General features: G+C 62.9%; 27 protein-coding genes and 1 tRNA gene. 23 read left to right on the forward strand and 5 right to left on the reverse strand.

Features of this window, described 5'->3' with window-relative positions:
* Positions 1–62: 62 nt before the first annotated feature.
* On the reverse strand, positions 63–863 hold the full coding sequence (locus CLV85_RS10995) for an SGNH/GDSL hydrolase family protein (RefSeq protein WP_229820604.1): 801 nt from the start codon (positions 861–863) through the stop codon (positions 63–65).
* A 99-nt stretch (positions 864–962) separates the two neighbouring features.
* On the opposite strand from CLV85_RS10995, the gene CLV85_RS11000 reads away from it, so the two are divergent.
* From CLV85_RS11000 to CLV85_RS11045, 10 genes are all read left to right on the forward strand, one after another.
* Complete coding sequence (locus tag CLV85_RS11000) at positions 963–1,619, forward strand: nucleoside triphosphate pyrophosphohydrolase (RefSeq protein WP_100389669.1); 657 nt, start codon at positions 963–965, stop codon at positions 1,617–1,619.
* Between the two features lie 299 nt (positions 1,620–1,918).
* A complete protein-coding gene (locus CLV85_RS11005) occupies positions 1,919–2,518 on the forward strand; it encodes a TetR family transcriptional regulator (protein ID WP_229820602.1) in 600 nt (199 codons plus the stop codon).
* Between the two features lie 36 nt (positions 2,519–2,554).
* Complete coding sequence (gene hisS, locus CLV85_RS11010) at positions 2,555–3,844, forward strand: histidine--tRNA ligase (protein WP_100389671.1); 1,290 nt, start codon at positions 2,555–2,557, stop codon at positions 3,842–3,844.
* 28 nt (positions 3,845–3,872) lie between these two features.
* A complete protein-coding gene (locus CLV85_RS11015; protein WP_100389672.1) occupies positions 3,873–4,829 on the forward strand; it encodes a CPBP family intramembrane glutamic endopeptidase in 957 nt (318 codons plus the stop codon).
* Positions 4,830–4,889: 60 nt separating this feature from the next.
* Positions 4,890–6,170 carry a phosphopyruvate hydratase gene (gene eno / locus CLV85_RS11020; RefSeq protein WP_100389673.1) on the forward strand — a complete coding sequence of 427 codons (1,281 nt, stop codon included), beginning with the start codon at positions 4,890–4,892 and terminating at the stop codon, positions 6,168–6,170.
* A gap of 30 nt (positions 6,171–6,200) precedes the next feature.
* Positions 6,201–6,707 carry an FtsB family cell division protein gene (locus tag CLV85_RS11025; protein ID WP_100389674.1) on the forward strand — a complete coding sequence of 169 codons (507 nt, stop codon included), beginning with the start codon at positions 6,201–6,203 and terminating at the stop codon, positions 6,705–6,707.
* Positions 6,704–7,258: a DUF501 domain-containing protein gene (locus CLV85_RS11030; RefSeq protein ID WP_100389675.1), complete on the forward strand. Its 555-nt coding sequence runs from the start codon at positions 6,704–6,706 to the stop codon at positions 7,256–7,258. The genes CLV85_RS11025 and CLV85_RS11030 overlap by 4 nt, the downstream gene beginning before the upstream one ends.
* Entirely contained in the window at positions 7,255–8,505 is a 1,251-nt protein-coding gene (locus CLV85_RS11035; protein ID WP_169925814.1) for a S8 family serine peptidase, read from the forward strand. The genes CLV85_RS11030 and CLV85_RS11035 overlap by 4 nt, the downstream gene beginning before the upstream one ends.
* 39 nt (positions 8,506–8,544) lie before the next feature.
* Positions 8,545–9,861 carry an NAD(P)/FAD-dependent oxidoreductase gene (locus CLV85_RS11040; RefSeq protein ID WP_100389676.1) on the forward strand — a complete coding sequence of 439 codons (1,317 nt, stop codon included), beginning with the start codon at positions 8,545–8,547 and terminating at the stop codon, positions 9,859–9,861.
* A gap of 39 nt (positions 9,862–9,900) precedes the next feature.
* Positions 9,901–9,974 (forward strand) — tRNA-Leu (locus tag CLV85_RS11045).
* Positions 9,975–10,035: 61 nt separating this feature from the next.
* Here the strand turns inward: CLV85_RS11045 and CLV85_RS11050 are convergent.
* Positions 10,036–10,467 (reverse strand): arsenate reductase ArsC, encoded by a 432-nt coding sequence (locus tag CLV85_RS11050; RefSeq protein WP_100389677.1) that lies wholly within the window; start codon positions 10,465–10,467, stop codon positions 10,036–10,038.
* A 62-nt stretch (positions 10,468–10,529) separates the two neighbouring features.
* Complete coding sequence (locus CLV85_RS11055; RefSeq protein ID WP_100389678.1) at positions 10,530–11,474, reverse strand: metalloregulator ArsR/SmtB family transcription factor; 945 nt, start codon at positions 11,472–11,474, stop codon at positions 10,530–10,532.
* A gap of 66 nt (positions 11,475–11,540) precedes the next feature.
* On the opposite strand from CLV85_RS11055, the gene CLV85_RS11060 reads away from it, so the two are divergent.
* Positions 11,541–12,227, forward strand: a complete 687-nt coding sequence (locus CLV85_RS11060; protein ID WP_100389679.1) for an aquaporin — start codon at positions 11,541–11,543, stop codon at positions 12,225–12,227.
* 42 nt (positions 12,228–12,269) lie between these two features.
* Positions 12,270–12,479, forward strand: a complete 210-nt coding sequence (locus CLV85_RS11065; protein ID WP_100389680.1) for a hypothetical protein — start codon at positions 12,270–12,272, stop codon at positions 12,477–12,479.
* A 13-nt stretch (positions 12,480–12,492) separates the two neighbouring features.
* On the opposite strand, the gene CLV85_RS11070 is transcribed toward CLV85_RS11065, so the two are convergent.
* Entirely contained in the window at positions 12,493–12,795 is a 303-nt protein-coding gene (locus tag CLV85_RS11070) for a putative quinol monooxygenase (protein ID WP_100389681.1), read from the reverse strand.
* 157 nt (positions 12,796–12,952) lie between these two features.
* Between CLV85_RS11070 and CLV85_RS11075 the strand changes: the two genes are divergently transcribed.
* The 5 genes from CLV85_RS11075 to CLV85_RS11095 all read left to right on the forward strand — a co-directional run bounded on the left by CLV85_RS11075 (position 12,953) and on the right by CLV85_RS11095 (position 18,354).
* Complete coding sequence (locus tag CLV85_RS11075; protein ID WP_100389682.1) at positions 12,953–14,179, forward strand: amino acid deaminase/aldolase; 1,227 nt, start codon at positions 12,953–12,955, stop codon at positions 14,177–14,179.
* 14 nt (positions 14,180–14,193) lie between these two features.
* A complete protein-coding gene (locus CLV85_RS11080; protein ID WP_420852725.1) occupies positions 14,194–15,543 on the forward strand; it encodes a D-arabinono-1,4-lactone oxidase in 1,350 nt (449 codons plus the stop codon).
* Positions 15,544–15,605: 62 nt separating this feature from the next.
* Positions 15,606–16,751: an FAD-dependent monooxygenase gene (locus CLV85_RS11085; protein WP_100389684.1), complete on the forward strand. Its 1,146-nt coding sequence runs from the start codon at positions 15,606–15,608 to the stop codon at positions 16,749–16,751.
* Between the two features lie 114 nt (positions 16,752–16,865).
* Complete coding sequence (locus CLV85_RS11090) at positions 16,866–17,432, forward strand: LemA family protein (RefSeq protein WP_100389685.1); 567 nt, start codon at positions 16,866–16,868, stop codon at positions 17,430–17,432.
* 37 nt (positions 17,433–17,469) lie between these two features.
* The gene (locus CLV85_RS11095; RefSeq protein WP_100389686.1) at positions 17,470–18,354 is read left to right on the forward strand and encodes a M48 family metalloprotease; all 885 of its coding nucleotides are present in this window, start codon (positions 17,470–17,472) and stop codon (positions 18,352–18,354) included.
* Here CLV85_RS11095 and CLV85_RS11100 read toward each other — a convergent pair whose 3' ends face one another.
* Positions 18,355–19,587 carry a winged helix-turn-helix domain-containing protein gene (locus tag CLV85_RS11100; protein WP_100389687.1) on the reverse strand — a complete coding sequence of 411 codons (1,233 nt, stop codon included), beginning with the start codon at positions 19,585–19,587 and terminating at the stop codon, positions 18,355–18,357.
* Between the two features lie 206 nt (positions 19,588–19,793).
* Between CLV85_RS11100 and CLV85_RS11105 the strand changes: the two genes are divergently transcribed.
* The 6 genes from CLV85_RS11105 to ilvA all read left to right on the forward strand — a co-directional run bounded on the left by CLV85_RS11105 (position 19,794) and on the right by ilvA (position 26,263).
* Positions 19,794–20,906, forward strand: a complete 1,113-nt coding sequence (locus tag CLV85_RS11105; protein WP_100389688.1) for an ABC transporter substrate-binding protein — start codon at positions 19,794–19,796, stop codon at positions 20,904–20,906.
* A 35-nt stretch (positions 20,907–20,941) separates the two neighbouring features.
* Entirely contained in the window at positions 20,942–21,886 is a 945-nt protein-coding gene (locus CLV85_RS11110) for an ABC transporter permease (RefSeq protein ID WP_100389689.1), read from the forward strand.
* Positions 21,883–22,704 (forward strand): ABC transporter permease, encoded by an 822-nt coding sequence (locus CLV85_RS11115; RefSeq protein WP_229820600.1) that lies wholly within the window; start codon positions 21,883–21,885, stop codon positions 22,702–22,704. Before CLV85_RS11110 ends, CLV85_RS11115 begins: the two co-directional genes overlap by 4 nt.
* Positions 22,701–23,804: an ABC transporter ATP-binding protein gene (locus CLV85_RS11120; protein WP_189621948.1), complete on the forward strand. Its 1,104-nt coding sequence runs from the start codon at positions 22,701–22,703 to the stop codon at positions 23,802–23,804. The genes CLV85_RS11115 and CLV85_RS11120 overlap by 4 nt, the downstream gene beginning before the upstream one ends.
* A 64-nt stretch (positions 23,805–23,868) precedes the next feature.
* Complete coding sequence (locus CLV85_RS11125) at positions 23,869–25,035, forward strand: AI-2E family transporter (RefSeq protein WP_100389690.1); 1,167 nt, start codon at positions 23,869–23,871, stop codon at positions 25,033–25,035.
* Positions 25,025–26,263, forward strand: coding sequence for a threonine ammonia-lyase (gene ilvA / locus CLV85_RS11130; RefSeq protein ID WP_100389691.1), 1,239 nt, complete (start codon positions 25,025–25,027; stop codon positions 26,261–26,263). Before CLV85_RS11125 ends, ilvA begins: the two co-directional genes overlap by 11 nt.
* The last annotated feature ends 11 nt before the right edge of the window (positions 26,264–26,274 follow it).

Below are 26,274 nucleotides of genomic sequence, written 5' to 3' on the forward strand. Positions count from 1 at the left end.
CGCGCGTCACTATCGCGGGTAGCGGAGGCTCAGCCGCGTAACGTTACCGAGTTGTCGTCGCCTCAGATGCTGTCGCGGGCACTGCGCTGGGCGGCGAGTGTTCGTGACGTCACGGCCCCCAATTGCTTGCCCCAGAGTGAGTGGATCGTCTTCCAGTTGATGCTGTCTTGGATGAAGGTGTTGCACATGTCTAAGGAAGGGAAGGCAACGTAGCTCACGCCAGGAACGGTGTCGGCGACGGCGAGCGATGCCCGATTGAGCCTCGTGATTTGCAACGCGAGGAGGCGCTGAACGAAGCGCGGCATTGCTCGAAAGCGGTACATCGGCGGCACTGCTGCAACAATTACCGGGCAGTGAGGGTTGGATCCTCCGCGAACGGTGTCGATGATTCGGTGGAGGCTGGTGGTCCATTCGGTCGCGGTAGTTCCGAAGAGCACGTCGGGCGGTCCGAGCACGATGACGACCGCATCGAGATCGTGGTCCACGTTCGCGAGCTCCTTGGCGGCGCGCGCCATGGTTAGCTCGACGTCGGCGATGCTGGTCCACGAGCATCCGGATGCCAGTTCACGCGCCACATAGCGCGACGTTTGCGAGACGACTCCAAGCCCATGATGGAGCAGGCCGTAGCTGGATGCCGCAGCGTCTCCGATGAACAGCAATCGTGCGGGATCGGGGGCGACAACTTCGCCCTCGGGCTTGTCGGGCGGAAAGAGCGTGTTCGCTGCATCGACGCGGAAAGCGAGAAGGTTCACCTTGAGTAGCGGCCTAAAAGCGTGGATGAGCCCAGCGACGAGGCGTCGTGTCAATGGAGTGTGGGAGGAGACGTCGTCTGCGCACTCAGGAGACGTATTCTTCGGGACCACGGTTCATATAGTGGACGATTCTCGACGTGGTGCCTCCCACGACATACCGCTTTGTTGGACGTGACTTCGGCTTACTTTTAGGAGTGGGAGGATTGGTTCATGACCGAGCCTGTTGCACCCCATCCTGAACTCGACACCCTGATCGCCACCCTCGAACGGTTGCGGGCTCCGGGCGGTTGCGCCTGGGATCGTGACCAGACCCACGAGTCGCTCGTGCAGCATCTGGTTGAAGAGACCTATGAGTTGGTGGATGCGATCGAGAGCGGTGACTCGGCCGACATGGTCGAAGAGCTGGGAGACGTGCTCTATCAAGTGCTCTTTCACGCTGATATCGCGACCGAGGCCGGGCGCTTCACGCTCGAAGATGTTGCCGCAAACATGACGGCAAAAATGGTTAGTCGCCACCCGCACGTCTTCGCCGACACCACTGCTGACACGGCGGATGACGTGATCGCTGCCTGGGACGAGCTCAAGAAGGCGGAGAAACCGCACCGCACCAGCGTTACCGATGGCATCCCTGCGAAGATGCCCGCACTCGCTCTAGCGGACAAGCTGCTGGGTCGCGCCCACAAGGTAGGGCTTCTGGATGCCAAGGCCCCCGGTGCGATCAATGTCACGGAAGAGGATGAACTGGGCCCGCTCTTGCTGGCGATTGTGGCATCCGCGAAAGCCAATGGCTTGGACTCGGAGCGAGCGTTGCGCACGGCACTTCGGCAGTTGACCGACGAAATCAAGGAACACGAGGCGTCGCTCTAGCGTCGAACTCTGGCGGGTCGTGACAGAAGACCCGGGTGGGTGGTGCCCCCCTTAACCCGAATAAGGAGGGCACCGGCGCAATGCCGGCAAACGAGACATGTGATCGCACGTCGATCGTTTACAGAATGGCATCGCGCGTTGATGGATCGGTGGGATTACCCGGCCTACCGATCCAGCGTTGGAGAAGCCCCTGGTGAGGGGGTTTCAAGTAGTTGTGGCGCCGTTAACGAGTTTCCGGCACAAGGAGAAATCATAACTGCTGCTTCGTTCATTAGCAAACAACCGTTATGTTAATAACTATGGCCCGCAGACCCGACCCAACGCGCAAGCCAGCTCTTATTCAGCAAACTATTGCCTATCTTGCTGATAAACCGCTGTCTAGTCTCACATTCCGTTCGCTTGCGAAAGCGCTCGACGTCAGTACCTTCACGCTCGTCTACCATTTCGGAACGCGCGCCGAGCTCATCCGCGAGATCGTGCACGCCAATGCGCGCGGAGCAAGCCCCGACGAAGCGGCTAACTTGCCCATTACTACCCTCGACGATTACTTCGACAGCTTGTACCTGTCTTGGCAGTGGACGCAGTTGCCCGAGAATCTGCACCGCCAACGTCTCGAGCTCGAAGCGGGGCTGCTCGAAGCTGTGGAGCGCGACGAGCTCAGCGTGACTCGCCCGCTGTTCAATCAGTGGATCACCATGGGCACCGCAGCCCTCGTCTCGTTCGGTCTTACCGAGGAGCAAGCTCAGATCGAGGCGCGGCTGCTCGTGAACATGTTCCACGGCGTGCAATTCGATCTCGTGCTCAACCAGAACCGCGAAGCCTCCGCCGCCGTCTTCAACGCAGCCGTGAGCCACCACCGCCAGCGGATCGAGCAACTGCTCGCTGAGGTCGCGCGGTAACAACGAAACCCTGTCGCGTGCGAGAGAATAGGAAGCATGGCGTCAACGGTTAATCCTCCCCGCGGAATGCGGGATTTCCTTCCGGCAGAAAAAGCTCAGCGCGAGCGCGTTCTCGGCGTGATCCGGGGCAGCTATCGCGCGCACGGTTTCGACGAGATCGAAACTCCGGTGATGGAAGACAGTTCACGCCTCCATGCCGGCTTGGGTGGCGACAACGAGAAGCTCGCCTTCGCGGTGATGAAGCGCGGGCTCACACCAGAGAAGCTGCAGGCGGCATCCGATGCTCTCGATCTTGCTGACCTGGGGATGCGGTTCGACCTCACGGTTCCGCTTGCGCGGTTCTATGCAACCCACCGTGCAGAACTGCCCAAGGTCTTCCGTTCGATTCAGATGGCGCCCGTCTGGCGTGCCGAACGCCCGCAAAAAGGCCGTTACCGCCAGTTCGTGCAGTGCGACATCGACATCATGGGTGAGGCTGGCCCGAGCGCTGAGATCGAACTCATTACCGCAACGGCCGCCACGCTCGATGCTCTCGGGGTGCAGGGCTGCACCATTCGCGTGAACGACCGTCGCTTGCTCACGAGTTCGCTCAGCATCCTTGGTTTTCCGGCCAAAGAGCACGAGGCCGTGCTGATCACTGTCGACAAGCTCGACAAGCTCGGCGCCGACGGAGTCATCGCTGAGTTGCGCGAACGTGCTTTCCCGGACGCTCCCGTGGCGGCGCTCGCTGAATTCCTTCAGCGCCCGGCGCCCGAAACCACTCCTGAATTCAGTGCGGATGCCATCCGTGCCGCTCTGCCCGCTGGCGTCACCGAAGAGGTCATCCTTGAACTCGCGGCGATCGGTCACGCGGTCGAAGCGGGCCGCGGCGATTCCGGATCGCTCATCGAGTTCGACCCGTGGTTGGTGCGGGGGATGGGCTACTACACGGGCGCGATCTTTGAGATCGCGCATCCGTCGCTCGGCTATTCGCTCGGTGGTGGCGGTCGCTACGACGGAATGATCGGTCGCTTCTTGGGCAGTGATGTTCCGGCTGTCGGCTTCTCGCTCGGCTTTGAGCGCTTGGTTGATCTCGTTGACCTCGGTGCGGCAACGGATGACGACCAAGTTGCGCTCGTCTATGACGCCGATGTTGAGGCGGCAACTCTGGTGCGTTTGCAGGCCACCCTGATCAAAGACGGCAAGCGGGTTCGGCTCGAGGCCCGGCCTAAGAAGCTGCCGCAGCTTCTCGACCAGCTTCGGGATGCCGGTTTCACCAGTTTCGCGACGGTCCGTGCAGAAAACGTGAGCATTGATAACCTTGAGTTCAAGCCACTGGGTGGTTAGCTAGCGCCCACTTTTCGAGGGAGAAAGCGTGAACGTCGTAGCAAAGCCGGTTCCTATTTTTACGGCCCTGAGCTTCGGGCTCGCGTGGTTGTTCGCTCTTCCTCTGTGGTTTACAGGCGGGCTCACGAATCCGTTCTTCACCGTGTTCGCTTTGGCGATGATGTTCACACCGGCGATTGCGGCACTGATCGTCGTCTTCTTTGTTGAGAAGCATCCGGATGCTCGCTCCCGCCGTGCGGCGCTCGGGCTCGGTTCGGTGCGCCCCGTTGGCCGGTTCCTGCGCTACCTGGCTTTGGCGCTCGTCATTCCGCCCGCCCTCATTCTGGCGGCGCTCGTCGTCGGAGCGCTCGTGGGGGTCTATCCGGCCGATTTCGTAAATTTCTCGGGCTTCGAGGCGATGCTCGACAGCCAGCTTGAGGCGCTCGGTCAAGCGCCGCTGCCCATTCCGATTGGCCTACTCGTGGCCGCACAGTTCCTCAACGTGGCCATCGGTGCGCTCATCAACACGATTCCGGCCCTCGGCGAAGAACTGGGCTGGCGCGGTTGGCTGCTGCCCAAACTGCTGCCCCTCGGCATCGTTCCCGTCATTCTCATTTCCGGAGTGATGTGGGGCCTCTGGCACGCTCCGCTGATCCTGCTCGGCTACAACTATCCCGGCGCTCCCGGCTGGCTCGCTCTCACGGCAATGGTGGGCATGACCATCGTGGTCGGCGGCGTGTTCTCGTGGCTGCGCATCCGTTCAGCGTCGGTGTGGCCAGCCGCTCTCGCGCACGGTTCGTTCAACGCGGCTGCCGGTTTCTCCTTGATTTTCATCATGGTCGGCGAGAGCTTCGACCCGCTTCAGGCCAGCATTCTGGGGTGGACCGGATGGCTCGTGCCGCTGGTTCTCGTGATCGTGCTGCTGGCCACCGGGCAGTTCCGCCCGGCGTCGCCGCAGCCGGTGGTTACTCGTAACGAGTCAGCGCCCGTCGCTGGCTCGGAGTAGGCTTTCCCACGGACATCCACCACTTCCAGTCCAAACAAACTTTCTTTAAGGAGACCCCCTGTGGCTTTGATCGAAGCAGTTGGCGCCCGCGAAATTCTTGACTCCCGGGGAAACCCCACGGTCGAGGTTGAGGTTTTGCTCGACGACGGCGTAGTTTCCCGCGCCGCAGTTCCTTCGGGAGCATCCACCGGTGCATTCGAGGCTTACGAGCTTCGCGATGGCGACAAAGACCGTTACCTCGGCAAGGGCGTTCAGAAGGCCGTTGACGCGGTTATCGACGACCTCGGCCCCGCAATCGAAGGCCTCGACGCCTCCGACCAGCGCCTCGTTGACGCTGAGCTCATCGCGGTTGACGGTTCCGAGAACAAGAAGAACCTCGGCGCAAACTCGATCCTCGGTGTTTCGCTTGCCGTGGCAAAGGCTGCTGCTGACTCGGCAGACCTGCCCCTCTTCCGCTACCTCGGCGGACCGAACGCTCACGTGCTTCCCGTGCCGATGATGAACGTCATCAACGGTGGATCGCACGCCGACAGCAACGTCGACATCCAAGAGTTCATGATCCTCCCGCACGGCGCAGAGACCTTCAGCGAAGGCCTCCGTTGGGGCGTTGAGACCTACCACGTGCTCAAGGGACTGCTCAAGAGCAAGGGCCTCAGCACTGGCCTCGGCGACGAGGGTGGCTTCGCCCCCGACCTCTCCAGCAACCGTGCAGCACTCGACCTCCTCATGGAAGCCATCGAGAAGGCAGGCTTCACGCCGGGCAAGGACATCGCCGTTGGCCTTGACGTTGCCGCCACCGAGTTCTACAAGGACGGTTCGTACACGTTCGAGGGCGCCTCGAAGTCGGCTGGCGACATGAGCGCGTACTACGCCGAGCTCGTTGCTGCGTACCCTCTTGTCTCGATCGAAGACCCGCTGGACGAAGACGACTGGGAGGGCTGGGCTCAGCTCACCGCCGAAATCGGTTCGAAGACTCAGATCGTCGGAGACGACCTGTTCGTCACCAACCCCAAGCGTCTCGCCAAGGGCATCGAGCTCGCAACGGCGAACTCGATCCTCGTCAAGGTCAACCAGATCGGTTCGCTCACTGAGACCCTCGACGCTGTTTCGCTGGCTCAGCGCAGCGGCTACACGGCCGTCATGTCGCACCGTTCCGGTGAGACCGAAGACACCACGATCGCTGACCTTGCGGTAGCGCTCAACACCGGCCAGATCAAGACCGGTGCACCGGCTCGCTCCGAGCGCGTAGCTAAGTACAACCAGCTGCTGCGCATCGAAGAAGAGCTCGGCGATGCCGCAGTTTACGCCGGCCGTTCCGCCTTCCCGCGGTTCAACGGCTAGCACTCACTAGCGTCGTCTAGCATCGAACGCATGGCTAGGCGAGTACGAGCAAAAAAGGTAGCGGTGACGCTGCCCGAGGAGAGCGCGCCAGAACACTGGCTGCGCACGATCCGCTTCTCGGGCTTCACCGTGCTCATGCTTGGTTTGCTCATACTCGCCGTCATCGTTCTTGCTCCCAACTTGCGCATCCTGATTGATCAACAACAGACGATCGCGCAATTGCAGCAGCAAGTGGATGAAGCACAAGAATCGGTCGACGAACTCAACGAGAACGTTGCCCGCTGGGATGACCGTGCTTACATCGAGTCGCAGGCTCGCGACCGCCTGTACTACGTGTACCCGGGCGAAGTGAGCTACTTGGTTACGGGTGATGCTGCCGATGTCACCACGAACGATGGTGTGCCGGTCAGCGCGAGCATCCAAACTACCCAGATTGATTGGGTGCAAACTCTCGTGTCGTCCATCTACACTGCTGGTCTCACGGAAGATGCCCCCGACGAGCTCACCGCCCCCGTAATTGAAGGACCTCAGCAATGACCACCCCACCGTTTGACGCCGTCAGCGATGAAGATGTGCGCATTGTGTCGCTTCAACTGGGGCGCCCCGCCCGCGATGTGATTGGTATCGCCGCGCGCTGTGTGTGCGGGGCTCCGACTGTCGTGTCGACCAAGCCGCGTCTGAGCGATGGAACGCCGTTCCCCACTATCTATTACCTCTGCCACCCGGCGGCTACGGCATCCGTGTCGACGCTTGAGGCTGAGGGCCAGATGCCCGAACTCGCCGCAATGCTCGAGGGTGAGATTGGTGCGCAGTATCAGGCCGCTCATGAGGCGTACATTGCCGACCGCGATGGCATCGAGGTTGTTCCGGAGCTCGCCGGTGTTTCGGCCGGCGGCATGCCTACGCGCGTCAAGTGCCTGCATGCTCTCGTAGGGCACTCGCTCGCCGCGGGTCCCGGCGTTAACCCGATCGGCGACATTGCTCTCGAGCGCGCCTCGTGGAGCCCCAGCGTGTGCCAGTGCCCCGATTACTCGGAGGCCGCTGAACAGGATGCCGCAGCAGGCAAGGCGGCGGAGAGCGGCCAGTGAAGCGCTGGACCGCTGGCCTCGTCTTGATGGCGAGCCTCGCCTCCGTGCTGGTGGCAACGCCGGCGCACGCCGACGCGGTGCGCGATCAGGAGTATTGGCTTCAGGAGTACGGCATCGAGGCGGCGTGGAAGACCACAAAGGGCGCCGGCGTCACGATTGCTGTGATCGATACCGGTGTCGATGGCACGGTGAAAGAACTCGTCGGTGCGGTCACCGGCGGAACAGACTTTTCAGGCCAGGGGTCGTCGAACGGGCAGACGCCTGTTGGCGACGACAATCCAGCCCACGGCACGCTCGTGGCTTCTCTCGCGGCCGGTCGCGGTACGGGAACGGGCGCTGGCGTAATTGGCGCCGCCCCCGCCGCCAACATTTTGGCGATCTCCATTGGCTTCACGGGCGGCCCCATCAGCTCGGATGACCAGATCGCTCAGGCAGTGCGCTATGCCGTCGACCAGGGCGCCGACGTCATCAACCTTTCGCTCACTCGCGAAACGCTCGACTGGCCGGTGAGCTGGGACAGCGCCTTCCTCTACGCCATGGATAACGACGTGGTCGTCGTTGCTGCCGCGGGTAACCGGGGGAGTGGCACGACGTCGGTCGGCGCCCCCGCCACGATGCCCGGTGTGCTCACTGTTGCCGGAGTGGATGTCAACGGTGTTGCCAGCTTCAACGCTTCTACTCAGGGCATCACGATTGGTGTCGCTGCTCCCAGCGAAGACCTCGTGGGTGTTGCTCCCGGCGGATCGCACGTGCTGTGGAACGGTACGAGTGGCGCAACGCCGATCGTCGCAGGCATTGTCGCGCTTGTGCGTGCCGCGCATCCAGAGCTGGATGCCGCCAACGTGATCAACCGCATCGTTGCGACCGCGCATGACACGGGCGCTCCCGGCGCCGACGCCATTTACGGTTTCGGGCTGATCGACGCCGAGGATGCCGTGAACGCGAACGTGCCCCTGGTCGAAGAAAACCCCATGGGGAGTCTCGCGGAGTGGATCACGATCTACCGTCGCGCGGAGTCAACTCCAGCCCCAGTTCCGACGTTCAGCCCGTCGCCTGAACCGGTGCCTGAGGGCGATAACTCGACCATCGCGGGGCCCATAAGCCCCCTCGGAACGCTGCTGCCAACAGTGAGCATGCTTCGGAATGTGGGCGTTCCGCTCGCTATTTACGGGATTTTTCTTCTCATTTTGGCCGGTTCCGGCGTTCTCGCATGGCGTCGGTTTAGGAGTATGCGCGAGAGAGAGTAAGTTTGGTGGCGAACTTCCCCTTTTAGGAGACTCTAACTCGTGCCAAAAATCTTGATTGTCGGCGGCGGTTACGCCGGTTTTTACACTGCTCGTAAGCTCGAAAAGTGGCTACGCCGCGGCGAAGCTGAGGTCACCATGGTTGACCCTCTTCCCTACATGACGTACCAGCCTTTCCTGCCCGAGGTTGCTGCGGGCTCGATTGAGCCTCGTCACGCGGTCGTTCCTCACCGTCGTCACTTGAAGACCACCAAGGTCGTCACGGCGAAGGTCACCGGAATCAACCACGCGGCAAAGACCGCGACGATTCAGCCCGAGGTGGGCGACTCGTGGGAGATGGATTACGACCTCGTTGTTGTGACCGCCGGTGCCGTTTCGCGTACCTTCCCCATCCCCGGTGTTGCTGATGAAGCTATCGGCATGAAGACGATCGAAGAGGCTGTTGCCGTTCGTGACCGTCTTCTCACCAACTTCGACAAGGCATCCAACCTGCCTGCTGGCCCCGAGCGCGACCGTCTCCTGACGTTCGTTGTTGTCGGTGGCGGCTTCGCTGGTATCGAAGCCTTCGGCGAAATGCGCAGCCTGGCCTCATCGCTGCTGCCGCTCTACCCGAACCTCAAGTTCGAAGACACGCACTTCCACCTCATCGAAGCCATGGGCCGCATCATGCCCGAGGTTTCGCTCGAGACGAGCAAGTGGGTTATCAAGAACCTCGCTGACCGTGGCGCCCAGATCCACCTCGACACCCAGCTGAAGTCTGCTGTGGATGGCGTGGTTGAGCTGTCGACCGGTGAAAGCTTCGAGTCCGACACCATCGTGTGGACCGCTGGCGTGATGGCGAACCCTGTTGTTCGCAGCACTGACCTTCCGATCGAAGAGCGTGGACGCATCCGCGTGCAGGCCGACCTCCGTGTCATCAACGATGACGGTGTCGTCGAGGGTGCCTGGGGCGCCGGCGACGTGTGTGCTGTTCCTGACCTCACCGGTGGTGGCGTTGGCGGCTTCTGCGTTCCGAACGCTCAGCATGCTGTTCGCCAGGCCAAGCTCATGGCCAAGAACATTGTGGCTTCGCTTCGTGGCGAAGAGACGAAGGACTACTTCCACAAGAACCAGGGTGCAGTTGCCGGTCTCGGCCTGTACCACGGTGTCTTCCAGTCCGGCAAGATCGCGATCAAGGGCTTCCCGGCCTGGTTTATGCACCGTGGATACCACGGCATGGCGATGCCGATGTTCGAGCGCAAGGCTCGCGTCTTCAGCAACTGGATCACGAACTTCTTCTGGGGTCGCGACACCATCTCGATCGAGGCTCGCGTAGAACCGCGCCGCGCATTCGAAGAGTTCGCGTCACGCCCCAAGTAGTGTGATTGCATGCTCCACGCGTCAGCGTGGAGCATGCGTGCCCCGATAGCCCAATTGGCAGAGGCAGATGACTTAAAATCATCCAAGTCAGGGTTCGAGTCCCTGTCGGGGCACTGTGTTTAACTAGCTGAAGGCGGTCGCAATGCGGCCGCCTTCAGTCGTTTAATGGGGTGCTTAGGCCGGAAGAATCTCTGCGAGTAGCTTCTGGATGCGCGCCTTGATGTCGTCGCGGATCGGGCGAACCTCATCGATGCCCTTGCCCTTGGGGTCGACGAGCTCCCAGTCTTCGTAGCGCTTGCCGGGGAAGATCGGGCAGACGTCGCCGCAGCCCATCGTGATGACGACATCCGATGCCTGCACCTGATCGGTGGTCATCAGCTGGGGGACTGCCTGCGAGATGTCGATACCCTCTTCGGCCATCGCTGCGATCGCGGTGGGGTTGATTTCGTTGCCCGGCTCCGAGCCGCCCGAACGCACTTCGACAGCGCCGTTCGAGAGTGCCGTCATGTAGCCGGCGGCCATCTGGGAGCGGCCAGCATTGTGAATGCAGACGAAAAGAACGACAGGCTTGCGGGCCTCGGTAGTGGCAGTAGTTTCGGTGGTCATGCCTAAAGCATAGATGAATGTCTATACGTCGCGCGAGGGTTGCGGGGTGCGGCGTGACTAGATCACTCAGCGTTCACCGGCGGCAGCGAGCGAAGCAGCTCTCGCACGCGGGCGTCGATGTCATCGCGCACGGCTCGTACGCCATCCATTGCCATGTCGGCAGGGTCGGGGAGTTCCCAGTCGAGGTAGCGGCGGCCGGGGTAAATCGGGCAGGCGTCGCCGCAGCCCATCGTAATTACGACATCCGCACCGCGCACGACTTCGTCGGTGAGCGGCTTGGGGTACTCGCCATCGACCGAAACGCCGATCTCGTCGAGGGCGGCCACGATCTTGGGGTTGATCGACGCGGTCGGCTGCGAGCCTGCGGTCAGCACGCGCACGCGGTCTCCCGCGAGGGATCGCAGGATGGCGGCGGCGAGTTGCGAGCGGCCCGCATTCTGCACGCACACGAACAGCACGTCGGTCGGTGCCGTGGTGGCTGCGGCATCCGCCTCGGGGAGTGCCCCCAATCGATCAGCGGCAAAGCGAGACGTGTGAGACGACAAGTGGCGGTCCTTGGGGGCGCCCGCGCGCAACAGGTCGTAGCTGCTGGCGACGTACTCGGCGACGGTTTCGCGCGAGAAGACGCCGGCAAAGCGGAGGGCGAGGTCGTCGGTGATGCGGTCGAGAACTGTGGGGTCAACAGCGGTGGCGGCATCCGCGGGGGAGTGCTGCACGAAGCCGAAGACATCGGCCAGGCGTGACGGAACGAGGGAGTACCAGACCTGGCGCCCCTCTTGAACGCTCTGCAAGATGCCATCGTCGGCCATGATGCGCACGTGGTGGCTCACGGTGGGCTGGGTGAGCCCGAGGCGAGCAGCAAGGTCGGTGACTCCGCGGCGGCCTTCGGGGGCATCCATCAACAAGCGCAGAATCTGCACTCGCGTGGGGTCGGCGATCGCGCGCATGCTCTGGGCAATGCGTTCAGCCACGGCGCGTTCGGAGGCGGGTGACTCGATCGCTGACATAGCAAGCAGTCTAAACGACGAGGCGCGATTCATAGACAGTTATCAATGTTTGGGTATGATCTCCGAATGACCACGCCTCGCACCTTCGCTCTCACCCGTCGCTTGACCGCCGAATTCGTGGGTAGTGCGGGGCTGTCCGCCGTCGTCATCGGCTCCGGCATTGCGGCGCAGCAACTCTCGCCGGGCGATGTCGGGCTGCAACTTCTCGAGAACGCGCTAGCGACCGCCTTCGGGCTCGGCGTGCTCATCCTCGTGTTCATGACGGTCAGTGGCGCGCACTTCAACCCGGTCGTCTCGATCGTGGATTCGCTCAGCGGGCTGCGGTCGTGGCGCGATACGGCGTTCTACATCCCAACCCAGATTGTCGGCTGCGTCGCCGGCGCGATCCTCGCCAACCTCATGTTCGCGCAGGCTGCTGTCACCTTCAGTACGACTGTGCGCCTGACCCCGGCACACTTTCTCAGCGAGGTCGTCGCGACCGCCGGACTCATCGTCGTGATCTTCGCTCTCGTGCGTACGGGGCGCGCCAACCTCGCTCCGATCGCCGTTGGGGCCTACATCGGTGGCGCCTATTTCTTCACGAGCTCCACGAGCTTCGCCAACCCCGCCATCACCATCGGTCGGATGTTCAGCGACACGTTCGCGGGCATCGCCCCGGGCTCGGCCCCCGGTTTCATCGCGGCCCAGCTCCTTGGCGCAGCGATTGGCTTCGGCCTCGTGCGATGGCTCTTCGCCGAACACCGCGTCGCGTAATCTGGAGAGAACAGATACTCACGTTTCAACGACAGGAAAACAATGTTCGGCGCCTATGGCCTCTCGTATCCGATGCTCGCGCCGGTCCTTTTCATCGCGTTAGCCTTCGACGGATGGGCCATTCTGACGATGATTCGCGAGGGCAACCAGAGCGTACGCACGGTCTTGCTGTGGTCACTCGTGCTGATCGTCATCCCGTACGGGGGATTCGCCCTGTGGCGTTACTGGTGGAACACGCGCAAAGGGTTGTGAGCGCGGCCCTCGCCTAGTCGCGCAGCGGTGACCCGACGACCTCGAAGCGGTTGCCGCCCATCTCGCCGCTCAGCAGGGGCATCGCTTCCTTGATCGCGGCCTGCACGCTTGCCAGTTGCAACGAGAGCTGGTGGGCTTCTGCCGACTCCCACAGCTCGGAGACAAACACGGTGTCGGGATGCTCGTCGCTCACGCCGACCTCGTAGCTGAGGCATCCGGCGCTGTCTAGGTCTGTGCTGCGACGCGTGAGAATAGCGACAACCTCATCGCGGTGGCCGGGCTGCACTCCGATGGTGCCTACGTTTGCGAAAGTCATGGCTCCACTCAACGCCACTGGCGCGCGACGGTCAAGCGGCAGGGGACGCCCGTTGTGTTGCGGCGCGCGTTCTGGGAAAGTTGAGCAACGTCGGCGCCGATGCCTCACCCGGTCGCGTCGTACCGTGATCATTCGCCGCCGTGGCCCGAAGGAACCCGTGAAGCTGCTCAGCACCCCTGCAACGCCTTGGCGCACGCCCGAGGATTATTGGCAGGCGCTCGCCGATGCCACGCACGCCCTCGACGCTCCTTACGGGGTGCTCTCGCTGGAGGCGCTGTCGCACAATGCCGCCGATATGATTCGCCGGGCATCCGGGGTGCCGATTCGGGTGGCGAGCAAGTCGATTCGCGTTCGTGAGGTCATGGATGCCGTGCTTGAGCTCGATGAGTTCCGGGGCGTTCTGGCGTACACCCTCACCGAGGCGCTCTGGCTAGCCGAAACTATTGACGATGTCGTTGTCGGGTACCCCTCCGTCGATCGCGCGGCCATCGCAGCGCTCGGCACGAGCCCGGCGCTCGCCGAACGGGTGACGCTCATGATCGACTCTGTCGAACACCTCGACTTCGTCGACTCGGTGCTCTCGCCTCAGCACCGCGAAACTATTCGCGTCTGCATCGATGTGGATGCCTCCTTCCACTCCCCGCTGCTCGGTCACGTGGGCGCGCATCGCTCGCCCGTGCGCTCGGCGGCGCAAGCACGCACCCTGGCCAGCACCGTGGTGGACCGCGCCGGCTTCACTCTGGTGGGGATCATGGCGTACGAAGCGCAGATCGCGGGGGTAGGCAACCGCCCGCCGAACAAGGCCGCATTTGGTCGCCTGCTCGACGTCATGCAGACCGCCTCTGCCAAAGAACTTCGCGAGCGTCGCGGCGAGATTGTCACCTCGGTGAGCGAGATCGCCGAACTCGAATTTGTGAACGGCGGGGGAACGGGGTCGCTCGAATCCACCGCCGAAGACACGTCGGTCACCGAGATCGCCGCCGGTAGCGGCCTCTTCGGCCCGCACCTGTTCGACAACTACAGCCACTTCACCCCGGCCCCGGCGGCGGCCTTCGCGCTCGCCGTCGACCGCAAATACTCGCTCGATATCGCGACGGTGCACGGTGGCGGTTGGATCGCCTCGGGCGAAGCGGGCGTCGACCGGATGCCCCAGCCCACGTGGCCCGAAGGGCTAAAGTATGTGCCGCGCGAGGGCGCCGGCGAAGTGCAGTCACCGCTCACCGGCCCCGCTGCAGAGCAGCTTGAGGTGGGCGACCGCGTCTGGTTCCGTCACACCAAGGCGGGTGAGCTCTCCGAGCACCTCAACGAGTTCGCGGTCGTGGCCGACGGTCGCATCGTCGATACCGTGCCCACCTATCGCGGCGAGGGCAAAGCCTTCCTATGACGACTCCGGAGTGGATGCCGCGATCGGAGCACCGCGCATCGAGCGCAGCCCCGGCATCCCTCCGCCCCGGTGCCCTGTGGCGCAACTGGGGCCGTTCTGAGAGTGCGCATCCCGAATTCACGGCTCGCCCCGAGAGCGTCGACGAGGTTATCGCGGCGGTGAACTTCGCGCGCGACACTGGCGTCACGGTCAAGGCCTGGGGTGCAGGCCACAGCTTCACCTCGATCGCGGCAACCGACGGTCTGCACCTCGACGTGAGCGCGCTCGCGGGAGTCATTGCCGTCGACGGCCCGCTGGTCACGCTCGGCGCAGGCACGAACCTCTACGAACTCCCCGCCCTGCTCGAACCGCTCGGGCTCGCGCTCGCGAACATGGGCGACATCGACCGCCAAACAATCGCGGGCGCAATCTCCACGGGCACCCACGGCACCGGCGCGCGCTTCGGCGGCATCGCCACCCAAGTACGCGGCGTCACCCTCGTGACGGCGGCGGGCGAGCTGCTGCGGGTGAACGCGACCGAAAACCCGCACCTGTTGTCGGCTGCAGCGCTCAGCCTGGGTGCCCTCGGCATCCTCGTTGACGTGACGATCGAGTGCGTACCGACCTTTCTGCTGCACGCTGTCGAGCGCCCCGAACCCGCTGCCGCCGTACTCGACGAGTGGCTACAGCGCAGTGCCGAAACCGACCACTTCGAGTTCTACGTGTGGCCGCACACCACCACAGCCCTCACCAAGAGCAACACGCGCTTACCGGGCGATGCGCCGCGGCATCCACTCACCACGTTTTCTCGCTGGTTCGATGACGAGTTCATGGCCAACGGTGTGTACCGAGCCATCTGTGCGGCGGGCACAGCCGCGCCAGTGATCATCCCGCCGGTCAATCGTCTAGCAGTGAAGCTCTCCGGCAATCGCGAGTTCACCGACACCTCCACGAACGTCTTCGTGACCGATCGCACCGTACGTTTTCGCGAAATGGAATATGCCCTCCCCATCGAGGCCGTGGCGGATGCCGTACGCGCCATCCAGAAGCTGATCGCCGATCGAGGGTGGAGAGTTTCGTTCCCGATCGAGGTGCGTTCGGCGGCTGCGGACTCATTGCTGCTCTCAACCGCGTCAGGGCGGGCCACCGGATATGTCGCGGTGCACCGGTATTGGCGCGAAGACCCGGCCGAGTATTTTCGTGAAGTCGAGGCGATCATGATGGCGCATGACGGGAGACCTCACTGGGGAAAGTTGCATAACCGGCCAGCCGAATCGCTCGCGGCGGCGTATTCGGGTTTCAATGAGTTCTTGAGCATTCGTGACCGGCTCGATCCGGGTCGCGTGTTCGCGAACGATTATCTGCGCCGAGTGTTGGGGCAGTAGCTGCCTGGGGCCGAAGTCAGGCTCAATACATGTAGCGAGAGGGCACGATTATTAAAGCCATTGTGTGTGGAGCAGGAATTTCGGGGCTAACGGTCGCCGGTCAGTTGGCCGAGCGCGGCTGGGAGGTCACTCTGCTGGAGGCTGCGCCCGAACGTCGAACGCAGGGCTACATGATCGACTTCTTCGGGCCCGGCTATGACGCCGCCGAGAAGATGGGCATTCTGGGGCGCTTGCGCGAGCTGAGCTATTCGATTACCGAGGCGCGGTTTGTGCGGCCGAATGGTCGCAGTCAGTCGCTCGACTACGGCGTGGTAGCGGCCAATGAGGGCGGCAAGCTCCTGAGTCTCATGCGCCAAGATCTTGAATTGACGCTCTTTGAGGCGTTGCCGGAATCCGTGGAGGTGCGCTTCGGCAGCGCTGTCGTCGCGGTGGAAGATCGCACGGACTACGTCACGGCGGTGTTGGCCGATGGCACGCGCATTTCGGGCGACATTGTGGTGGCGGCCGACGGCATCCATTCGGCTGTTCGTCACAGCATCTTTGGCGATTCGGCGGCGTTCGATCGTCAACTCGGTATGCACACGTGCGCTTACACATTCGATTCGCCGAAGCTGCACGCCAAGCTCGGAGAGACTCTTGTGTCGACCGACGAACTGGATCGCATGGTCGGCCTGTATGGCCTCCACAACGGTCAGGTGGCTCTGTTCGCCGCGCACCGCGTCGATGACACCGTGCTGCCCGCCAACCCCCGCGAGGCCATTCAGGCCGCTTATGCGGGCATGGGCGACGACGTGGCCGAAGCGCTGGAGAAGTGCCCGGAACCGTCCAAGATTTACTACGACCAGGTTGCGCAGATCGAGCTGCCGGTGTGGAGCCGCGGTCGGGTGGTCTTTGCCGGAGATGCTTGCCAAGCGGTGTCGTTGTTGGCCGGGCAAGGGGCATCCTTGGCGATCGCCGGCGGCTTGCTGCTGGCCGAAAAGCTCTCGGGCGATCTCGAGCCGAGTGCCGCCTTCGCCGAGTACGAAGAAGAGTGGATGCCGGTGGTCGCCGACAAGCAGGCCGCTGGTCGTCGTGCCGCGAACGGCTTTCTGCCGCACACCACGTTCCAGTTGTGGAAGCGTCGCGTGGGGCTCGCGTTGCTCACAGCGCCCGTGATCGGCAAGTTCGTGACTTCGGCTGTCACGGGGACAAAAGCTCTGAATCAGTAAGCGGTTTGCTCTGTGGGGCCCGCTGTCTTAGCGGCGGTTGTCGACCCGCGATTGGGGGCCGCAAGTGGCCCATTTTCTCGGTGGAGGCACAGCAGGGCGCTCTATAGTTGAGGCATGGAATTCCTGATCGTACTTGGCGTCATTGTTCTGCTCGTCGTGATCGTGGGTATTTACCTGTGGACCACGTACAACGCTCTAGTGACTCTCAACGTTCGCGTTGACGAAGCGTGGAGCGACATCACGGTGCAGCTCAAGCGTCGTGCTGACTTGCTGCCGAACCTCATCGAGGCCGTCAAGGGCTACGCCGCTCACGAAAAGGGCGTCTTTGAGGCAGTTACGAAGGCTCGCGCTGAGACGCTGAGCGCGCAGGGCCCCGTGGATGCTGCTGAGGCAGAGAACCACATGCAGTCTGCCCTCAAGAGCATTTTTGCGGTTGCTGAGGCATACCCGCAGCTGCAGGCTAGCCAGAACTTCCTCCAGCTTCAGGGCGAACTTGTCGACACCGAAGACAAGATTCAGGCCAGCCGCCGCTTCTACAACGGCGGTGTGCGCGAGCTCAACACCAAGATCAAGGTCTTCCCGAACACCCTGTTCGTGCGCAACCTTGGTTTCACCGAGCGCGACTTCTTCGAGGTTGCGGATGCTGCGTCTATCGCAGAGCCGCCTCGCGTTCAGTTCTAATTCTTCGTCTTTCTAACGGCGTGACCAGGATGTCTAGATGTATCGCGCGATAGCGAAAAACAAGCGCAACACTGTTCTGATCATCATTCTGTTCGTCATCCTTATCGGGTTTCTCGGCTTTGCGCTGAGCTTCCTGATGGGTGGCGATCCGATGACGATCACGATTGGCACGATCATTGGTGCCGGTGCGTACACACTGATTCAGTACTTTGCGGCGAGCGGCCAAGCAGTGGCCTTGAGCGGTGCGGTCGAGATTCAGAAGGCCGATAACCCGCGCCTGTATCGCATCGTCGAAAACCTGTCGATCACGACGGGTATGCCGATGCCGAAGGTGTACATCGTGCACGACCCCGCACCGAATGCGTTCGCAACGGGTCGTGACCCCGAGCACGCCATTGTGGCGGCAACGACCGGTCTGCTCGACCTCATGACCGATGCCGAGCTTGAGGGCGTGATGGCCCACGAGCTGGGTCACGTGCGCAACTACGACATCCGCGTGTCGATGATCGTGTTCGGTCTCGTCGTTGCGGTTGGTTTCATCTCGGACATCGCGCTGCGCTTCACGCTCTTTGGCGGCCGTGGCAACAACCAGAACAGCAACCCGGTCATGATCGTCGTCGGTCTGGCTGCCCTGCTGATTTCGCCGCTGGTTGCAGCAGCCGTACAGTCGTCGATCTCGCGTCAGCGTGAGTACCTTGCCGATGCAACCGGTGCGATGACAACGCGTCACCCGGACGCTCTGGCCAGTGCTTTGCAGAAGCTGGGTGACTACGGTCGCCCGATGGTGAAGCAGAACTCCACGATGGCGCACATGTGGATCTCTGACCCGACGAAGCCGGGCATCATGGATCGCTTGTTCAGCACGCACCCGCCGATTGCGGATCGCGTTGAGCGGTTGAGCAAAATCGGCGGCGGTTTCTAACTAGCGCAGCAACTCTGCCTCGATAGCGGGGGAGAGGGTGCCGCGGCCGGTCACGCTGATCTCGCCCATGCCTTGCCAGTGCGCAATTTCGCGCAGGGTGGGCACGATGCGTTCGGCGAGGGCTCCAGTGCCGCCGGGTGCGGCGTCGAGACCGTCTTCGTGCCAGGCGGATTGCACGCGCAGCACACCCGCTTGGCGATCGGTCTTGAGGTCGATGCGGCCGACGAGCGCATCATCCACGAGCACGGGTAGCGAGTAGTAGCCGAACTGGCGCTGCGGCTCGGGCGTGTAAATCTCGATGCGGTAGTGGAACCCGAACATACGCTCGGCGCGTTTGCGATCCCACACCACGGGGTCGAAGGGCGAGAGTAGGGCAACGTGCTCGATGCGGCGGGGGATGCGCGCCTCCCGGTGCAGCCACGCGGGCTGATCCCAGCCGCGCACGGTCACGGGAACGAGCTCGCCGGCATCCGCTAGTTCGGCAATGGCCGGGCGCACATCGGCACCTTTGAGTCGAAAGTAGTCAGCGAGGTCGGATGCCGTGCCCACGCCCAGCGCCCGTGCTGACTCAGCAACCAGAGCTCGATGCGCGTCGGCGCGAGTCACCTCACGCTCGCGCAGCTCGGCCGGAATCAGGTGCTCGGTCAGCGCGTAGGTGCGTTCGAAGCGGGTGCGGCCGGCGCTGACGACTTCCCCCCAGCGGAACAGCATCTCTAGACCCTGCTTCACATCGGACCATCCCCACCACGGCCCGGTGCGGCGGTTGGCGTCGTGTTCGATCTCGCGGGCGGTAACCGGGCCGGTGGTCGCAAGTTCTTCGCGCAGCCACTGCAGCATGGGCTGGTTGTCGCGCACCCATTCGTAGCGCTGGGCATCGCGTTCGCGCAGCGACTCCATCTTCCAGCGCCACAGCGGCCAGGATTCGAGTGGAATGAGGGCGGCTTCGTGCGCCCAGTATTCGACGTAGCGGCCAGGGCTGCGCGGTGTCGGCGTGCGGAACGTCAGGGCATCGAGCGCCGCTTTGTCGTAGTGGCCGAGCCGAGCAAACACCGGCTGGTAGTGGCTGCGTTCGAAGACGTTGACCGAGTCGAGTTGCAACAGTCGGATGCGGTCGAACAGCAGGTTGAGCTGGCGCGTTCCCGCGGGGTTCGCCGCACTCGCGACCCCGCGCCCAAAGCCTTGGGCAGCGAGCAGCACTCGGCGTGCTTGCGCTGCAGAGAGGGAATCGGCCACGGAACTGACTCTACCGAGCGGCGGCGACATCCACTCTGTATCGTCGCGCGCAGAGCAAGCGGGCAATTGTGTTTGTGTCGTTCATCGTTCGTTTACCCGGATGACAGGGAGCGAGGCATCCTGCTGCGTACGGTCATCCTCGGATCGTTTCGGTACCCTCTGCCCGCTCACAGCGCGGGCGGCCGTGGCGGTCGTTGGAGGAAGTCTTGTTCACTAAGCGCACCCTCGCCGCAGTTGCACTCGTTGCAGCATCGGCGATCTCACTCAGTGGCTGCAGCACCACCGAGGCAGCAGCGGGCGATGTTGACGCATCGACCGCAACCACCGCCGAAGACTTTGGCGGAATGGACGCTCTTATCGCAGCCGCGCAGGCTGAGGGCGAACTCAACGTCATCGCCTTGCCCGACAACTGGGCAAACTACGGCGAGATCAAGGCTCTCTTTGAAGAGAAGTACGACATCATCGTCAACTCGGCTGACCCTGACGTTTCCAGCGCCGAAGAAATCGCCGCCGCTGACAACCTCAAGGGCCAAGACACCGCCCCCGACGTCTTCGACCTCGGCACCGCGGTAACGCTCGACAGCCTCGACTACTTCGCTCCCTACATGGTCGCCAACTGGGATGAAATTCCTGAGGGCAACAAGGAAGCAACCGGCCTGTGGGTCAACGACTACACCGGCAGCATGTCGATTGGGTATGACTCCAACTCGGTTCCCGAGCCCACGAGCCTTGACGACCTGCTCAAGCCTGAGTACCGCGGCGCTGTTGCGCTGAACGGTGACCCCACGCAGGCTGGCGCCGCGTTTGCTGCGCTCGGTCTCGCCACGGTTCACCAGGGTGGAACGCTCGATGACTTCACTCCCGGCATCGAGTTCTTCGAAGAGCTCAACGACGCCGGCAACTTCATCCCGGTCAACGTCACGGGAGCAACCATTGCTGCCGGTGAGACCAAGGTTGCCTTTGACTGGAGCTACAACAACCTCGCTGCCGCCGCAACGGTAGACGGGTGGAAGGTCACGACTCTTCCCGGCGCTGTCTACACGAGCTTCTACAACCAGGCCATCAACAAGGATGCCCCGCACCCGGCCGCTGCTCGTCTCTGGCAGGAATTCCTCTACAGCCCCGAAGCGCAAAACCTCTTCATCGTCGGTGGCGCCTACCCCGTGACGATTCAGGCGCTTCAGGATGCCGGAACCGTCGACACCGCAGCACTCGACGCCCTCGGCGCCCTCGAGGGTGAACTCGTCACGCCCACCCCGGAGCAGGCCGAGAAGAACGCAGAAATCTTGGCTGAAAAGTGGACTGTGGCAATCGGCTAACGCTGATTCCCTCACGCACTCTTAGCTAATACATCGTGTCGCTAGCCACTGCGCCAGCGCCCGCACAGGATGGTGTCGAGCTCACCGCTCGGCACCATCCTCGCGTGGCTCCGGCCAAGAAGCCGTCGAATCGGCGTCGTCGCCTCGCCTATGCGGGGCTCACGCCGTTTGCGGCCTACGTTCTCATCTTTCTCGCCCTGCCCACCATCCTTGCCGTGGTGACGGGCTTCTTCTCCGACGACGGTTCGCTGACGTTCGACAACATCACGGGACTGTTTACCCCGACCATCCTTGCCACCTTTGGTAGCTCGTTCTGGCTCTCGGGCGTCACTGCCGTGATCGGTGCCGTTGTGGGCGCCCTCATTTGCTACGCGATGCTCGGCACCAAGGTCGGTGGCCTACTGCGTACGATCATCGAGTCGGCGGCCAGCGTGCTCGCCCAGTTCGGTGGCGTGATGCTCGCCTTCGCGTTTATTGCGACGATCGGCGTGCAGGGGCTCGTCACGGTCATCCTGCGCGACACCTTCGGCGTCGACATTTTTGCGGATGGGGTGTGGCTCTATCAGGTGCCGGGCCTCATCCTTCCCTACGTCTACTTTCAGGTTCCCCTCATGGTGATTACCTTCTTGCCCGCCCTCACTGCGCTGCGGCCCCAATGGGCGGAAGCGAGTGCAACGCTTGGCGGCACGCGCTTCGCGTACTGGCGCCACATTGCGGCTCCCGTGCTCGCCCCGGCGTTCCTCGGCTCGCTACTGCTGCTCTTTGCCAACGCCTTCTCGTCGTTCGCCACGGCCGCCGCGCTCATCAGCCAGGGCTCGCAAATTGTGCCCCTCCAGATCCGTGCGGCGCTCGTCAGCGAAACCGTGCTCGGCCGCGAGAACATGGCGGGCGCTCTTGCGCTCGGGATGATCGTGGTCATGGTCGTCGTCATGTGGGCGTACTCCGCACTGCAGTCCCGCACCTCGCGGTGGCAGAAGTGAGCGCGAACCAGGCCGTGCGCATTGGGGCCGAACCGAGCGCCCTGGCCCGCCGCCTCATCCTCGGCATCATTGGCGCGATCTTCCTGATCCCGGTGATCGCGATGATCGAGTTCACCTTCCGTAACGGTCTTGCGGGCGATTACACGACGAGTCACTGGACGGGCCTCTTCAGCGAAGACAGCGCGCGCACTTACCGCGGGCTTTATCAAGCGATCGAAAACTCGCTCGTGCTCGCCGCCGTGACCGTGGGCATCGTGCTCGTGCTCCTGCTGCCCACCATGGTGCTCGTGCACATGCAGTTCCCAAGGCTCAAGCGCACCCTCGAATTCATCTGCATCATCCCCATCACGGTGCCGGCCATCGTGCTCGTCGTCGGTCTTGCCCCGGTCTACTCGGTGGTCGTGCAAGTGCTCGGCGGCTCCACCTGGACTCTCGCCTTCGCCTACGGCATCACGGTGCTGCCGTATGCCTACCGCGCTATTCAGAGCAATCTCGACGCGATCCCCGTCAAGACCCTCAGCGAAGCAGCGAGCACGCTCGGTGCTGGCTGGATGACCGTGCTGTGGAAGATTCTGCTGCCGAACCTGCGCCGGGGAGTGCTCGCGGCATCCTTCATCTCGATTGCGGTTGTGCTGGGGGAGTTCACCATTGCGAGCCTGCTCAACCGCCGTAACCTGCAAACCGCGCTGCTGCAGGTCTCTCAGTCCGACCCGTGGGTCGCTGTGATCTTCGCACTCGCAGCCCTCGCTCTCGCTTTCGTCTTGCTGCTGATTATCGGCCGCCTCGGCGCAGCTTCGCCCTCTAGGAGAAAATCATGACCGCCACGTTCACCCTGACGGGCCCCACCCCGACCACGGACGGCGCCAGCGCCGCTCCGCCCACGGGCGCCACGGTGCAGCTCAGTGCCGTAGTCAAGGCCTTTGCCGGGCACACCGCGCTCAACAGCATCGACCTCGAAGTGGCGCCGGGAGAACTCGTTGCACTCCTTGGCCCCTCGGGCTGCGGCAAGACCACCGCGCTGCGCAGCATCTCTGGGCTCGAGAGCATCGACAGTGGGCGCATCGTGATCGATGGTGTGGATGTCGCCGACACTCCCACGAACAAGCGCGACATCGGGATGGTCTTTCAGGCCTACTCGCTGTTCCCGCACATGACGGTGCTCGAGAACGTGGAGTTCGGGCTCAAGATGCGCAAGGTCGCCGCCGCTCGTCGTCGCGAACGCGCTCTCGAAACCTTGGACATGGTCGGCCTTACCAAGCACAGCGAACGCTTCGCCCACCAGCTCTCGGGTGGCCAGCAGCAGCGTGTAGCTCTCGCCCGCGCCCTCGTCACGCGACCTCGCGTACTTCTGCTCGATGAGCCCCTGAGTGCCCTGGATGCCAAGGTGCGCGTGCAACTGCGCGAAGAGATCCGTCGCCTGCAAACCGAGCTCGGCATCACGACCGTCTTTGTCACGCACGACCAAGAAGAGGCGCTCGCCGTCGCCGACCGGGTTGCCGTCATGCGCGACGGTCGTATCGAACAGATCGGCACTCCCGAAGAGCTTTACGCGACGCCCACCAACGCTTTCGTTGCCGACTTCGTTGGCCTCAGCAACCGGATGCCCGCCGAGCTGATTGACGGCCAAGTGCACCTTCACGGCTGCACCCTCAACCTCCTCGGCGACCCGATGCCTGACGGTCCCGTACTCGCGCTCGTTCGCCCGGAGGACATCGCCCTCTCCACCGAGGGCATCGCCGGCACGGTCATCTCGTCGAGCTTCTTGGGGTCGCTGCGCCGCACGCGCGTGCGACTCGACGACGGCACCGTTGTCGCGATCCAGCATGAAGTAGAGCGGCATCCGCTGCCCGGTGAAGCCGTCACAGTGCGGCTCAAGGGTGCGCCGGTGAGCGCGTTGCCGGCTAAGGCGAAGAATTAGGGGCGAGTTGCCGTGCCATTCCGAGCGCATCAAGCGCTCACTCCAGCACAACTAAGATAGGCACGTGGTATTCGGTCGACGAACTAAAACAGACAGTCGGGTCCCGTCACGCGCCAGCACTACAGACGCCGCTGAGGTTCCCGCCGGGCTTTCGATAGCTGCTGCCTATTCCTGGCGCATGCTCGTCGTTTTGGGCCTGATCGCAGTTCTCATCTACTTGGTGATTACTCTCAAGTACATTGTCATTCCGTTCCTGATTGCCATTCTGATCGCGGCGTTGCTCGTGCCCGTCGTCAACTTCTGTGTGCGGATGAAGTGGCCGCGTTGGGCGGCCGTCACCGTCGTGCTCGCGGGCTTTCTCGCTGTCGTCAGCGGACTCATCGTTGTCGTCGTCACTCAAGTGCGTTCGGGGCTGCCGGCGCTGCAAATTCAGTCCGCGGCGGCCTACGAGAACCTGCGCGAATTCTTGCGGGACTCGCCACTACAACTCAGTGACGCTGACCTCGATGGCTACTTGAACGAAATCTTTGACGTCATTCAGCGTGACTCTCAAGCACTCGTCTCCGGCATCCTCTCCGTCGGGTCTACCGCCGGTCACGTACTCACCGGCGCGCTCCTGAGCGTGTTCGCCACGATCTTCGTTCTCATCGACGGTAAGCGCATCTGGTCGTGGACGGTTCGACTGTTCCCGCGCCGGGCTCGCAACGCAGTCGACGGTGCTGGGGTGGCCGGATGGCTTACGCTCACGACCTTCGTCAAGGTGCAGATCTTCGTAGCAGCCGTCGACGCTATTGGTATCGGTGTGGGGGCGTGGATCCTCGGGCTCTTCTATGGCGGCTTCCCGCTCGTTATTCCGATCGCCGTGGCGGTGTTCCTCGGTTCGTTCATCCCGGTGATCGGTGCGCTCGTGACAGGCGCGCTCGCTGTCTTCATCGCCCTCGTCTTCCTCGGGCCGATTCCCGCGGTCATCATGCTCGGGATCGTCTTGCTCGTGCAGCAACTCGAGGGCCACATCCTGCAACCGCTCGTGATGGGCACAGCAGTCAAGGTTCACCCCCTCGCCGTCGTGTTCGCCGTAGCTGCGGGATCATTTGTCGCTGGCATCCCGGGCGCGCTATTCGCGGTGCCGCTCGTCGCCGTCGTGAATGTCATGACCAAATACATAGCCAGCGGCGATTGGCGAATCCACGGCCGCCCTACGATCACGGATGTTCTCGGTAATGGTAAATAACCGCACGCCCGGCCCCACCCTTGCTGAGTACGAAGCAGCACGCGTTCGGGTCGCAGAAGTTGCCGACGTCACCCCGATGCAAACGTCTCGTTTTCTCGCCGAGATCTTGGGCTCGCCCGTCTTCTTGAAGTGCGAAAACCTTCAGCGCACGGGCTCGTTCAAGTTGCGCGGTGCGTACAACCGACTGGCCGGGCTCACCGACGAAGAGAAAGCTCGGGGAGTGGTGGCCGCTTCGGCGGGTAACCACGCACAGGGCGTCGCTTTTGCCGCTCGCGAGCTCGGCATCAAGTCGACTATCTTCATGCCCGTAGGCGTACCCCTGCCCAAGCTGCAGGCCACACGTGACTACGGCGCCGAAGTCGTGTTGCGTGGTCACACGGTGGACGAGCCTTTGCGCGCGGCCGCCCGCTTCGCCGAAGAAACCGGCGCCGTGCTCATCCACCCTTTCGACCACGAAGATGTAGTCGCAGGCCAAGGCACTCTCGCTCTCGAAGTCTTTGACCAAGTGCCGCAGGTGGACACGATCATCGTTCCCATCGGTGGTGGCGGTCTCGTCTCCGGCGTCGCCGGCGCAATCAAGCAGCGTGCCCGCCTCGAAGGCCGCAACGTGCGCGTCATCGGCGTGCAAGCGGCCAACGCGTCCGCCTACCGCCCTTCGCTCGACAAGGGTGAAATCGTCGAGGTGCGCACCTCGCCCACGATTGCCGACGGTATCGCCGTCAGTCGTCCGGGGGTGCTCAACTTCAGCATGGTCCGCGATCTCGTGGATGAAGTGATCACCGTCTCCGACGACCAGATCGCCTACGCCGTGCTCGTTCTTCTCGAGCGTGCCAAGCAGGTCGTTGAGCCCGCCGGTGCCGTAGGCGTTGCGGCGATCCTCGCGGGCGCGATTGCCCCGAGCGGCAACACCGTCGTGCTGCTCAGCGGAGGAAACATCGACCCCATGATGATGGAACGCATCATCAGTCACGGTCTTTCGGCATCCGAACGTTACCTGCGTCTGCGCATCCCGCTGCCTGACCGTCCCGGCCAGCTCGCCCGCATCTCGGCCCTCGTGGCGGAGGCAAGTGCGAACGTTGTTGAAGTGCTGCACAGTAGGCACAACAACAAAGTGCAGTTCAGCCAGGTTCAGCTCGAACTGCACATTGAGACCCGAGGCCCCGAGCACGCCGAGTCAGTGCTCGCGCGGCTCAGGGACGAAGGGTTTGACCCTCAGGTCGATTTCTAGTCAGGCTAGAT

Source organism: Salinibacterium amurskyense (assembly GCF_002797685.1).
Lineage (GTDB): Bacteria > Actinomycetota > Actinomycetes > Actinomycetales > Microbacteriaceae > Rhodoglobus > Rhodoglobus amurskyensis.

Excerpts from the sequence above, each read along its gene's own strand:
- ilvA (WP_100389691.1), top strand. The coding sequence starts at position 25,025 with ATGGTAAATAACCGCACGCCCGGCCCCACCCTTGCTGAGTACGAAGCA.
- CLV85_RS11050 (WP_100389677.1), bottom strand. The coding sequence starts at position 10,467 with ATGACCACCGAAACTACTGCCACTACCGAGGCCCGCAAGCCTGTCGTT.
- CLV85_RS11030 (WP_100389675.1), top strand. The coding sequence starts at position 6,704 with ATGACCACCCCACCGTTTGACGCCGTCAGCGATGAAGATGTGCGCATT.
- CLV85_RS11095 (WP_100389686.1), top strand. The coding sequence starts at position 17,470 with ATGTATCGCGCGATAGCGAAAAACAAGCGCAACACTGTTCTGATCATC.
- hisS (WP_100389671.1), top strand. The coding sequence starts at position 2,555 with ATGGCGTCAACGGTTAATCCTCCCCGCGGAATGCGGGATTTCCTTCCG.
- CLV85_RS11080 (WP_420852725.1), top strand. The coding sequence starts at position 14,194 with ATGCCGCGATCGGAGCACCGCGCATCGAGCGCAGCCCCGGCATCCCTC.
- CLV85_RS11120 (WP_189621948.1), top strand. The coding sequence starts at position 22,701 with ATGACCGCCACGTTCACCCTGACGGGCCCCACCCCGACCACGGACGGC.
- CLV85_RS11025 (WP_100389674.1), top strand. The coding sequence starts at position 6,201 with ATGGCTAGGCGAGTACGAGCAAAAAAGGTAGCGGTGACGCTGCCCGAG.
- CLV85_RS11060 (WP_100389679.1), top strand. The coding sequence starts at position 11,541 with ATGACCACGCCTCGCACCTTCGCTCTCACCCGTCGCTTGACCGCCGAA.
- CLV85_RS11005 (WP_229820602.1), top strand. The coding sequence starts at position 1,919 with ATGGCCCGCAGACCCGACCCAACGCGCAAGCCAGCTCTTATTCAGCAA.
- CLV85_RS11065 (WP_100389680.1), top strand. The coding sequence starts at position 12,270 with ATGTTCGGCGCCTATGGCCTCTCGTATCCGATGCTCGCGCCGGTCCTT.
- CLV85_RS11090 (WP_100389685.1), top strand. The coding sequence starts at position 16,866 with ATGGAATTCCTGATCGTACTTGGCGTCATTGTTCTGCTCGTCGTGATC.
- CLV85_RS11070 (WP_100389681.1), bottom strand. The coding sequence starts at position 12,795 with ATGACTTTCGCAAACGTAGGCACCATCGGAGTGCAGCCCGGCCACCGC.
- CLV85_RS11000 (WP_100389669.1), top strand. The coding sequence starts at position 963 with ATGACCGAGCCTGTTGCACCCCATCCTGAACTCGACACCCTGATCGCC.
- CLV85_RS11055 (WP_100389678.1), bottom strand. The coding sequence starts at position 11,474 with ATGTCAGCGATCGAGTCACCCGCCTCCGAACGCGCCGTGGCTGAACGC.